At 66.3% G+C, this 10,845-nt stretch carries 13 protein-coding genes; 9 read left to right on the top strand and 4 right to left on the bottom strand.

Annotated features, from left to right (window positions below; translation table 11 throughout):
* The first annotated feature begins 34 nt into the window (after positions 1-34).
* The 5 genes from ccmA to ACVWY5_RS40080 all read left to right on the top strand — a co-directional run bounded on the left by ccmA (position 35) and on the right by ACVWY5_RS40080 (position 2,940).
* Entirely contained in the window at positions 35-637 is a 603-nt protein-coding gene (ccmA, locus tag ACVWY5_RS40100; RefSeq protein WP_028336297.1) for a heme ABC exporter ATP-binding protein CcmA, read from the top strand.
* Positions 634-1,302, top strand: a complete 669-nt coding sequence (gene ccmB, locus ACVWY5_RS40095; RefSeq protein WP_028336296.1) for a heme exporter protein CcmB — start codon at positions 634-636, stop codon at positions 1,300-1,302. The genes ccmA and ccmB overlap by 4 nt, the downstream gene beginning before the upstream one ends.
* Positions 1,303-1,377: 75 nt before the next feature.
* Positions 1,378-2,166: a heme ABC transporter permease gene (locus tag ACVWY5_RS40090; RefSeq protein WP_028336295.1), complete on the top strand. Its 789-nt coding sequence runs from the start codon at positions 1,378-1,380 to the stop codon at positions 2,164-2,166.
* A gap of 4 nt (positions 2,167-2,170) precedes the next feature.
* Positions 2,171-2,350 (top strand): heme exporter protein CcmD, encoded by a 180-nt coding sequence (gene ccmD, locus ACVWY5_RS40085; RefSeq protein WP_028336294.1) that lies wholly within the window; start codon positions 2,171-2,173, stop codon positions 2,348-2,350.
* Positions 2,347-2,940 (top strand): DsbE family thiol:disulfide interchange protein, encoded by a 594-nt coding sequence (locus ACVWY5_RS40080; RefSeq protein WP_028336293.1) that lies wholly within the window; start codon positions 2,347-2,349, stop codon positions 2,938-2,940. Before ccmD ends, ACVWY5_RS40080 begins: the two co-directional genes overlap by 4 nt.
* A 184-nt stretch (positions 2,941-3,124) precedes the next feature.
* Here the strand turns inward: ACVWY5_RS40080 and ACVWY5_RS40075 are convergent, their stop codons facing one another.
* Together ACVWY5_RS40075 and ftsY are read right to left on the bottom strand one after the other, a co-directional pair.
* Positions 3,125-3,727, bottom strand: a complete 603-nt coding sequence (locus ACVWY5_RS40075; RefSeq protein WP_028336292.1) for a septation protein A — start codon at positions 3,725-3,727, stop codon at positions 3,125-3,127.
* On the bottom strand, positions 3,727-4,671 hold the full coding sequence (gene ftsY / locus ACVWY5_RS40070; protein ID WP_028336291.1) for a signal recognition particle-docking protein FtsY: 945 nt from the start codon (positions 4,669-4,671) through the stop codon (positions 3,727-3,729). The genes ACVWY5_RS40075 and ftsY overlap by 1 nt, the downstream gene beginning before the upstream one ends.
* 49 nt (positions 4,672-4,720) lie before the next feature.
* On the opposite strand from ftsY, the gene ACVWY5_RS40065 reads away from it, so the two are divergent.
* Both ACVWY5_RS40065 and ACVWY5_RS40060 read left to right on the top strand, forming a co-directional pair.
* Positions 4,721-5,422, top strand: a complete 702-nt coding sequence (locus ACVWY5_RS40065; RefSeq protein WP_028336290.1) for an RluA family pseudouridine synthase — start codon at positions 4,721-4,723, stop codon at positions 5,420-5,422.
* Positions 5,423-5,583: 161 nt separating this feature from the next.
* The gene (locus tag ACVWY5_RS40060) at positions 5,584-6,723 is read left to right on the top strand and encodes a DUF2336 domain-containing protein (protein ID WP_028336289.1); all 1,140 of its coding nucleotides are present in this window, start codon (positions 5,584-5,586) and stop codon (positions 6,721-6,723) included.
* Between the two features lie 261 nt (positions 6,724-6,984).
* Here the strand turns inward: ACVWY5_RS40060 and mtaB are convergent, their stop codons facing one another.
* The gene (gene mtaB / locus ACVWY5_RS40055; protein ID WP_028336288.1) at positions 6,985-8,259 is read right to left on the bottom strand and encodes a tRNA (N(6)-L-threonylcarbamoyladenosine(37)-C(2))-methylthiotransferase MtaB; all 1,275 of its coding nucleotides are present in this window, start codon (positions 8,257-8,259) and stop codon (positions 6,985-6,987) included.
* A gap of 5 nt (positions 8,260-8,264) precedes the next feature.
* Positions 8,265-9,149, bottom strand: a complete 885-nt coding sequence (gene dapF / locus ACVWY5_RS40050; protein WP_028336287.1) for a diaminopimelate epimerase — start codon at positions 9,147-9,149, stop codon at positions 8,265-8,267.
* A 182-nt stretch (positions 9,150-9,331) separates the two neighbouring features.
* Between dapF and ACVWY5_RS40045 the strand changes: the two genes are divergently transcribed.
* Positions 9,332-10,042, top strand: coding sequence for a GyrI-like domain-containing protein (locus ACVWY5_RS40045; RefSeq protein WP_028336286.1), 711 nt, complete (start codon positions 9,332-9,334; stop codon positions 10,040-10,042).
* 5 nt (positions 10,043-10,047) lie between these two features.
* The gene (locus tag ACVWY5_RS40040; RefSeq protein WP_028336285.1) at positions 10,048-10,788 is read left to right on the top strand and encodes an SIMPL domain-containing protein; all 741 of its coding nucleotides are present in this window, start codon (positions 10,048-10,050) and stop codon (positions 10,786-10,788) included.
* Positions 10,789-10,845 lie beyond the last annotated feature (57 nt).

Here is a 10,845-nt window from a genome sequence, read left to right as displayed (position 1 = left end):
CGAAAGATTTCAGAGGGCTGTGACAAGACGAACCATGCGGCTCTCGGGACGAAATCTGAAATGCGTGCGCGGCGGGCGCGAGGTGTTTTCCGGCCTCGATCTGTCGGCCACGTCAAGCGAGGCGCTCGCCATCACGGGCCCCAACGGCGCGGGCAAGACCTCGCTGCTGCGGGTCCTGGCGGGGCTATTGGTTCCCACCGAGGGTGTGGTCGCGCTCGAAGGCGGCGACGCCGAGCTCAGCCTGCCGGAGCAGGCCCACTATCTCGGCCACCGCGACGCCCTGAAGCCGGCGCTGAGCGTTGCGGAAAATCTGTCCTTCTGGCGGGAATTCCTCGGCGGCGAGACCAAGGACGCCGGCCGCTGCCTTGCCGCGGTGGCGCTCGACCACGCCGCGCATCTGCCGGCGGCCTACCTTTCAGCCGGCCAGCGCCGCCGCCTGTCGATCGCGCGCCTGCTCTCGGTGCGGCGGCCGGTGTGGCTGCTGGACGAGCCGACATCGGCGCTCGATGCGGCCGGACAGGCGCTGTTCGTCGACCTGATGCGCGACCATCTCGCACAAGGCGGCCTGATCGTCGCGGCGACGCATCTGCCGCTCGGCATCGATGCGCGTAATCTGCGGATGGGAGGCGCGGCATGAGCGCGCTTGGCGCCTTGATCCGGCGCGACATCCGCATCGCGCTGCGTGTCGGCGGCGGCGCGCTGATCGGCGTGCTGTTCTTCCTCACCGTCACCGTGCTGATGCCGTTCGCGGTCGGACCGGATCTCGCGCTGCTGTCGCGGCTCGGCCCCGCCATCCTCTGGCTCGGCGCGTTGCTGGCGAGCCTGCTCACCCTCGACCGCCTGTTCACGGCCGACCACGAGGACGGCTCGCTCGACCTCATCGTGATGGCCCGGACGCCGCTGGAACTCGCCTGCGCCGCCAAGGCACTGGCACACTGGATCGCCGCCGGGCTGCCGCTGATCATCGCAACCCCGGTGCTCGGCCTGCTGCTCAATCTCGACGGCACCGCGACGCTCGCCGTTGCGGCGACGCTGCTGGCGGGAACACCGGCGCTGACTTTCACCGGCATGATCGGCGCGGCATTGGCCGTGACGCTGCATCGCGGCGGGCTATTGCTGGCGGTGCTGGTGCTGCCGCTGTCGATCCCGGTGCTGATCTTCGGTGTCGCGGCCTCGCAGGCGGCAATATCGGGGCCTTTGCCGTTTGGAACACCGTTCTCGATCCTCTGCGCGCTGTCGCTTGCCAGCCTCGTGATCGGCCCCTTTGCCGCCGCCGCGAGCCTGCGGCACGGGCTGGACTGAAATGAGCCCGATCAAATCTCGCCGGGAGGAAATCGGCCAATTGCCTGCGACACACCGGACGATTATCAGGGTGCCATGACGCTGACCGACCTCGCCAACCCGACCAAGTTTCTGGCGCTGACCGCGCGCATCCTGCCGTGGCTCGCCGGCGTGACCGCGATCCTGCTCGCGATCGGGCTCTACCAATCGGCGATGGCGCCCGACGACTACCAGCAGGGCGCCACGGTGAAGATCATGTTCATCCACGTTCCGAACGCGTGGCTGTCGATGTTCGTCTGGGGCGTCATGAGCGTGGCCGCGCTCGGCACCCTGGTGTGGCGGCATCCGCTCGCCGACGTCGCCGCGAAAGCCGCAGCTCCGATCGGCGCCGCCTTCACCTTCCTTGCGCTGGTCACCGGCTCGCTGTGGGGCCGGCCGATGTGGGGCACCTATTGGGAGTGGGATGCGCGCCTGACCTCGGTCTTGATCCTGTTCCTGATGTATCTCGGCCTGATGGCGCTGTGGCGCGCGGTGGAGGACCCGTCGCGCGCGGCGCGGGCGGCGGCGGTGCTCACGCTGGTGGGCGCGATCAACATCCCGATCATCAAGTTCTCGGTCGACTGGTGGAACACGCTGCATCAGCCGGCCTCGGTGTTTCGCGCCGGCGGGCCGACGCTCGACAAGGCGTTCCTGTGGCCGCTGCTGGTGATGGCGATCGCGTTCTCGCTGCTGTTCATCACCTTGCACCTGGCGGCGATGCGCAACGAGATCCTGCGCCGGCGCGTGCGCAGCCTGCAGATGATGCAGGCGAGCCGCGTCTCGTTCACGAGCGAGACGGGCGGCGGTTCGCAGGCAACCGCGTCAAACGAAATCGGAGCGGCGTGACACGATGGCGCTTGGTCCCTACGCCTCCTTCATCGTGACGTCCTACGCGCTGGTCGCGGCGGTCGTGCTGCTGCTGATCGTCTGGATCATCGCCGACTATCGCCGGCAACAGGCGCGTCTCAGGGAGATCGAGGCCAGCGGCGTGACGCGCCGCTCCGGCCGCAGTGCGGCAGATACAAGATGAGCGATCAGGCGACCAACCGCCCGCCGCAAGCCCGCCGCCTGCTGGTGGTGCTGCCCCTGCTGATCTTTCTCGGCCTCGCCGGGCTGTTCCTGCTGCGGCTCTATGGCGGCGATCCCTCGAAAATCCCGTCGGCGCTGATCGGCCGGCCGGCGCCGCAGACCGCGCTGCCCGCGCTCGACGGCCTGGTGCGGGACGGCGCGCCGGTCCCCGGTCTCGATCCCGCCGCCTTCAAGGGCAAGGTCTCGGTCGTCAATGTCTGGGCGTCGTGGTGCGTCCCCTGCCACGACGAGGCGCCGCTGCTGACCGAGCTCGGCAAGGACAAGCGCTTCCAGATCATCGGCATCAACTACAAGGACTCGCCCGAGAACGCGCGGCGCTTCCTCGGCCGCTACGGTAATCCGTTCGGCATCGTCGGCGTCGACGGCAACGGTCGCGCCTCGATCGAATGGGGCGTTTATGGCGTGCCCGAGACCTTCCTGGTCGGGCGCGAGGGCACCATCGTCTACAAGCTGGTCGGCCCGGTGACCCCGGACAACGTCAACCGCGTGCTCAAGGCCGAGATCGAGAAGGCGCTCGCGGCGGGCAGCTAGTGACAGCGGCTTACTGGCCTCCCTCTCCCCGTCCTTTACGGGGAGAGGTCGAAATTCGCGCAAAGCGGGAATTTCGGGTGAGGGGCTCTGGACGGTGTTTGTAATAGGCTCCGAGCCTGTCCGTGGAGAGACCCCTCACCCCAACCCTCTCCCCGCAAGAGCGGGGCGAGGAGCAGAGCGGTGATCACCCCTTCCGCACGTCGCCCGCGTCGGCCTCGCTCGCCTCCAGCGAGACCGGCTCGAGGTGATAGCGCTTGGTCAGCGGCATCTGGGCGATGGCGAAGATCATGGTCAGCGGCGTCACGCCGAACACCTTGAAGTTCACCCAGAAATCCGTGGTCTGCGTGCGCCAGACGAGCTCGTTGAGCACCGCCATGCCGGCGAAGAACAGCGCCCAGCGCATGGTGAGGATGCGCCAGCCCTGCGGCGTCAGGTTGAACACCTGATCGAACATGATGGCAATGAAGGACCGGCCGAACAGGAGCCCGCCGCCGAGCACGGCCGCGAACAGCCCGTAGATGATAGTCGGCTTGACCTTGATGAAGGTCTCGTCGTGCAGCACCAGCGTCAGCGTGCCGAACACCAAGACGATCGCGCCGGTCACCAGCGCCATGATCGGCACGTGCCTGGTGACCACATAGGATGCGATCATCGCGGCCACGATCGCCATCATGAACGCGCCGGTCGCGACGAACAGATGGTATTTGGCGTTGGCGATAAAGAACACGAGCAGCGGCCCGAGTTCGGTCGCCAGCTTGAACAGCGGGTGCGGCTGGGTCTTGTCCATCAATCGATTCCGGCAATTGCCTTGGCAAAATCCTTCGCGGCGAAGGGCGCGAGGTCCTCGACGCCTTCGCCGACGCCGATGAAATGCACCGGCAGCTTGTGCTTCTCCGACAGCGCGACAAGGATGCCGCCGCGCGCGGTGCCGTCAAGCTTGGTCATCACGAGCCCCGTGACGCCTGCCGTACGATGAAACGCCTCGACTTGCGACAACGCATTTTGTCCCACCGTGGCGTCGAGCACGAGCAGCACCGCGTGCGGCGCCGACGCATCGACCTTCCTGATGACGCGCACGACCTTTTCCAATTCGTTCATCAGCTCGGACTTGTTCTGCAGGCGGCCGGCGGTGTCGATCAGCAGCACGTCGCGCTGCTGCTCCTTGGCCGCGGTCAGCGCGCTGAAGGCAAGGCTCGCCGAATCCGAGCCCTGGGCGCCGGCGATGACCGGCGACTTGGTGCGCTCGCCCCAGACCTTGAGCTGCTCGATCGCCGCGGCGCGGAAGGTGTCGCCGGCGGCCAGCATGACCTTGCGGCCCTCGGCGGAGAATTTCGCGGCCAGCTTGCCGATCGTCGTGGTCTTGCCGGAGCCGTTGACGCCGACCACCAGGATGACGAACGGCTGCTTCGCGGCATCGATCTCGAGCGGCTTCGCCACCGGCGACAGCACCTTCTCGACCTCGGTCGCGACCACCTCCTTGACCTCGTCGGCCGAGATCGCCTTGTCGTAGCGCCCCTTGCCGACAGCCTCCGCGATGCGGACCGCGACATCGGTACCGAGATCGGCGCGCAGCAGCACATCCTCGATGTCATCGAGCATGGCCGAATCGAGCTTGCGCTTGGTGACGAGGTCGGCGACCGCGGTCCCGATCGAACTCGAGGTCCGCTTCAGGCCGCCCTTCAGCCGCTGCCACCAGCTCTGTTTTGGAGTTCCCGCAGTGGTATCGTTCATGGCGCGGACGTGTTAGCCGTTTCGGCCCATAAACGAAAGTCTCGACGAATTGATCGATGTTCCCCAATTGACCGCGGAAGAAATCCTGGGCCGGGTGCTCCACCGCGACGGGCTGATGCTGGTGATCGACAAGCCGGCGGGCCTGCCGGTGCATCGTGGTCCCAAGGGCGGGCCCAATCTGGAGGCCTCGTTCGACGCGCTGCGGTTCGGCCTGCCGCGGCCGCCGGTGCTGGCGCATCGGCTGGACAAGGACACGTCTGGCTGCCTTGTCCTGGGACGCCACCGCAAGGCGACCGCCTCTCTCGGGCTGTTGTTCAAGCACAGCAAGATCTCGAAGACCTATTGGACGGTGGTCGAGGGCGGCCCTGCCGAGGATGAAGGCACCATCGACATGCCGCTCGGCCGGCTCAACGCCGAGCGCGGCTGGTGGCAGAAGCCGGACCCGGATGGCCAGAAGGCGATCACCAACTGGAAGGTGCTGGGGCGTGGCGACGGCCTCACCTGGCTCGCGATGGAGCCGGTCACCGGCCGCACCCATCAGCTGCGGGTGCACTCGGCGGCGATGGGCTGGCCGATCGTCGGCGACAATATCTACGGCAACGGTCCGCGCTTCGGTGAGCCGACCCTGCATCTGCATTCCCGCGAGATCGGCATCCCGATCTCCAGGAACAAGGACCCGGTGCATGTGGTGGCGCCGGCACCCGAACACATGCGGGAGCGGCTCAGGGCCTGCGGCTGGAACGGCGACTAAGCATGATCCGGAAAAGTGCGAAGCGGTTTTCCAGCCCCAACCTCATCGCGCTTTAGCCTCCGTGATTTTACGGACAATTATCCTTTACGGAACATTCAGGCCCATCGGATAGTCCTGCAGGCGGCTTAGAAAAAGCGCGCCGCGACGGCTCAGGACGAGCAATGCTGAATGATGGACAAGCTATTGTCGACGAGGTCGAGGCTGCGATACGCGCCGGCTCCGCCGATAAATGCCTGGCCACGGCAAGACGCGTCACCAGCCTCTTCCTCGCATCCGCCGGCAAGTTCAACAGCGAACAGATCGAGCTGTTCGACAACGTGCTCGAGCGTCTGGTGAAGACCATCGAGTTGCGCGCGCTCGCCGACATCAGCGCCCGGATGGCGCTCACCGACATCAGCGAGCAGCTCGCACCGGTCGCCCAGGCACCGCCCGCGATCATTCGTCGTCTCGCCAGCAATGACGAGATCAGGATCGCGCGGCCGATCCTGCAGGAATCGTCGCGGCTCAGCGCGGACGATTTGGTCGAGATCGCACGGACCAAGAGCGAGCAGCATCTGCTCGCCGTCGCCGGCCGCTGGTGGCTGAAGGAGGTCGTCACTGACGCGCTTCTGGCGCGTCGCTTTGCGAGCGTGAGCCACCGCCTGGTCACCAATCCCGGCGCCAAAGTATCGCCGGGCGGATTTGCTGTCATCCTCGCGCAGGCCGAACACGATCCGGTGCTTGCGGTCGAGACCGGCATTCGCGCGGACCTGCCGTCGGAGCTCCGCCTTCAGCTCCTGCGCCGCGCGACGGAAGAGGTTCGCGGCCGTCTGCTGGAACGCGCCCCGCCCTATCTGTTCGAAGAGATCCGGCACGCGATCGCCGCGGTCGCCGCCGGCGTCGAGCGCGACATGTCGCAGGTCCGCGACTTCACCGCGGCCAAGCACCACGTCGCGAAGCTGAAGGACGACGGCGAGCTCAACGAAGCCTCACTGCTCGGTTTCGCCAGGCAGCGAAAATATGAAGAGACCATCGTTGCGCTGGCGTATCTTGCGCAGTCGAACATCGAGGTGATCCGCTCCCTGATGCAAAGCCTGCGCAGTGAAGGCCTGCTGGTGCCGTGCCGGGCGGCAGGCCTGAGTTGGGATACCGCCGCCGCGGTAATGGAATGTCGCTATACCACCGGCTCCATGGGACCGGTCGAACTCGCCCATGCGAAGGGCCAGTTCACGAAATTGACCCGCGAAAACGCCGATCGCCTGCTGCGGTTCTGGCAGGTTCGCGCGTCGCAGCCGGCAAGGCTGGGCGGGCGCACGCACTGAGTGCGTCATGCACGATGCGCATGTAGAGATTCAACCTGTCAAATAGCTCGTTCAGTATCATCACCTGCGAAATACAGGTGATCCGCTGCTCCGGAGGCGCCATGCGCGGGCTCCCCATATTCGTCGTCCTGGCGAAAGCCAGGACCCATAACCACCGCATTCGGTGACCGTGCGAGATCGCGGCCCCAGCGTCGCGCAACAATTGAGATCTGCGGCAATGGGTCCCGGCCTGCGCCGGGACCACAATGGGAGCGAACTTTCTCAGCGGCCGGATGCAATGAGCCGCGCATTGTCATGGCCGCGGATAGTTATCGCGCGCACCATGCCCTGCACATCTCTCTCGATCGCGACCGGCAGGAAGTGCTCGGTGCGGCCCTGCGTGCCGCTCTCGATCAGCACCTCGCGCGTCGCGCCGACTTCCGCATCAAGCCGGCGCAGCAGCGCGGCTTCGCCTGCCGCGCGCAGCCGCCTGGCGCGCTCCTTGATCGCGCCGCCATCGACCTGCGGCATCCGTGCGGCCGGCGTGCCCGGACGCCGCGAATAGGGAAACACGTGCAGGAAGGTGAGATCGCATTCCTCGACCAGATCGAGCGAACGCGCGAACATCTCTTCAGACTCGGTCGGGAAGCCCGCGATGATGTCGGCGCCGAGAGCGATGTCCGGCCGCAGCCGGCGGACCTGCGCACAGAAATCGATCGCGTCCTTCCGCGAATGCCGGCGCTTCATCCGCTTCAGGATCATGTCGTCGCCGGACTGCAACGACAGATGCAGATGCGGCATCAGCCGCGCATCGTCGGCGATGACATCGAGCAGGTCGCGATCCGCCTCGATCGAATCGATCGACGAGATGCGCAGCCGCTTCAGCTCGGGCACATGGCGCAGGATCTGCCGGGTCAACTGGCCGAGTTTCGGCGCGCCGGGCAGGTCGGCGCCATAGCTCGTGAGATCGACGCCGGTCAGCACGATCTCGGCATGGCCGCGCTCGACCAGCGCGCGGACCTGATCGACCACCGCGCCCATCGGCACCGAGCGCGAATTGCCTCGGCCGTAGGGGATGATGCAGAAGGTGCAGCGATGATCGCAGCCGTTCTGCACCTGAACGAACACCCGCGGCAGGCCGCGTTCGAAGCCGTCGAGCAGATGCGGCGCCATCTCGGTCACCGCCATGATGTCGGCGACCGCGACCTTCTCGCTCGCATCGATGCCGAACGGCGCCTCGAACGCAGTGCGCGTCGCCTGCCAGGCGTCGCCGCGCATCTTCTCGTCATTCCCGACGACGCGATCGACCTCGGCCATCTCGGCGAACATCCGGCTTTGCGTCTGCGCCGCACAGCCGGTGACGACGATGCGCGCATGCGGGCGTTCGCGTTTCAGCTTGCGGATCGACTGCCGCGCCTGCGCCACCGCCTCGTTGGTGACGGCGCAACTGTTGATGACGATGGTGTCCGAAAGCCCCGACTGCTCGGCCTCGCGGCGGATCACCTCGGATTCGAAGGAATTGAGGCGGCAGCCAAAGGTGACGACATCGACGCCCATAACGATCAAGCAACGCTGGCGAACAGCGCCGGATCGAAGCGGCCCTCATACTCGAAATCGGCGGTGCCGGTCATCAGCACGTGATCGTCGCGCTCGCGCCACTCGATGCCGAGCTTGCCGCCGGGCAGCGTGATCTCGACGACGCGGTTGGCACGCTTCAGCCGTGCCGCCGCGACCGCCGTCGCGCAGGCTGCCGAGCCGCAGGCCCTGGTCAGGCCGGCGCCGCGCTCCCAGGTGCGGATCGTGATGTGGTCGCGATCGACGATATGGGCGAGCGTGATGTTGGCGCGCTCCGGAAAGATCGGATGGTTTTCCAAAAGCGGCCCGAAACGTTCGAGATCGTAGGCATTGACGTCATCGACCCAGAAGATCGCATGCGGATTGCCCATCGAGACCACCGATGGCGAGTGCAGTACCGGATTGTCGATCGGCCCGACCTGCAGCTCGATGTAGCGGGTGTCGCGAAATTCCTCAGCCAGCGGAATGTCCTGCCAGCCGAACTTCGGCGCGCCCATGTCGACGGTGTAGAGATCGGGCGCCGGCCCCTGCCAGCAATTGAGCAGGCCGGCGCGGGTCTGGAACGTCGCTGATGTCTGGCCGGTCTTCTCGAAGATCCGCCGCACCACGCAGCGCATGCCGTTGCCGCAGGCGCCGGCCTCCGAGCCGTCATTGTTGTAGATCGAGATGAACGCTTCGGTGCCGTCGAGCCGCGGCGGCTGCAGCACCATCAGCTGGTCATAGGGCACACCGGCCGGCGAAGCCACGGCGCGCGCCTCCGCCGCCGACACCTGTGCCCGACCTTGTGCCGCTGAATCGCGCAGGTCGACGACGACGATCTCGTTGCCGATGCCGTTCATCTTGGCGAATGCGTGATTGGCGAGCGCGCTCATCGATTTTCCCAAATTCTGCCCGGTTATATGGCGAGTGGTGGGCCGTTAGCCAGCCTGAATGGCCCCATGACACATCTGTCATGGGACGAATGCAGAACCAGCGTGTTAGGAATATCGCATCTCGCGGACCGCGCGCCGGGACAGATCGAGCGGCCGTTCGAGGAAGGGGATGGAGAATACCAATGAACCGTATCAACACGCTCCGCGCGGCCCTGGTCGCGCTGCTGCCCTTGGCCGCGATCGCACTGGCAAGCCCGGCCCCTGCCCAGTCGCCGTCAGCCTCGCCCGCTCCCGCAGCGAGCCCGAGCCCAACTCCTGCCCCGACACCATCGGCGACGCCGGTGCCCCCGCCGGCCGAGACCAAGTCGCCGGCCGACAGCCCGGCCGCAGCGCAGACCCCGGCGCCGGCGCCGGCAGCCCCGGTGCAGACCGCCGATCCCTTCGGCGAGCCGTTCACGCTGGAGCCGAAAAAGGTCGTGATGTTGAAGGGCACCGCCAATTGGGATTCCGCCTTCGACGCGCTGATCGAGGCGTTCAAGCAGCTCACCGCGCTGCTCGACAAGGACGGCGTCAAGGCATCGGGCAATCCGATGATCGTCTACACCTCGACCGACGACACCGGCTTCACCTTCATCGCCGAGATCCCGGTCGATCAGGACGTCAGGAACCTCGGCAAGAACATGAGCATGGGCAATTCGCCCGACGGCAAGGCGCTGAAGTTCGTTCATCGCGGTTCCTACGACAACATGGACAACACCTATGAGGCGATCACCAACCACCTCGACGACAAGAAGCTCGAAGCCAAGGACACCTTTATCGAGGAATACATCACCGATCCGCTGAAGACCGCGGAGGACAAGCTTGTGATCAACGTCTACGTACCCCTGAAGTGAGCCAGATGACCCATCGCCTACCCCTTGGCCTCCCCTTCGGCCTCCCCTTCGCCGCCACCCTGATCGCGACCACGCTGCTGGCTGCGCCGGCACTCGCCAATGACGACTTTCCGCCGGCGATTTCGGTCACCGGCGAGGCGACCGTGTCGGCGCCGCCCGACCAGGCGCAGCTTGACGCGGGCGTCACCACCGACGCCAAGACCGCACGCGAAGCCGCCGAAGCCAACAATATGACGATGGCCAAGGTGCTGGCCGCACTGAAGGGCGCCGGGATCGCGGAGAAGGACTTTCAGACCTCGCGGCTGTCGCTGCAGCCGCAATTCGCCAATCGCGGGCCGTCGTCGCCGAACGCCCCGCCCAGCATCGTCGGCTACCACGCGAGCAATCGTGTCACGATCAGGCTGCACGATGTGAGCAAGGTCGCCAGCGTCATCGACGTGCTGGTCGGCGCCGGCGCCAACGATATCGGCGGGCTCAATTTCTCGGTGTCGCAGGCCTCGAAGCTGCTCGACGAGGCGCGCGAAAAGGCGATCGCCGACGCCCGCCGCAAGGCGGAGATCTACGCCAAGGCCGCCGGCGTCACGCTCGGCGCGCCCGTGAATATCGCGGAGGTCGGCTCGGCGCCGGTCCCGGTGTTCCGTCCCAAGATGGCGACGGCAGGCTTCGCCGCGCCGACGCCGGTGGCGCAAGGCGAGGAAACGCTGACGGTCAATGTCAGCGTCTCCTGGGCGATCAAGGAGAAGTAAGAGGCTACAGATCTCTCGTCTCCTTCCCCCTGAAAGGGGGAAAGGTCGGGATGGGGG

It is taken from the genome of Bradyrhizobium sp. USDA 3256 (assembly GCF_054058275.1).
The sequence above is the reverse complement of the archived record's forward strand: the minus strand, read 5'-3'. Positions and strand labels throughout refer to the sequence as shown.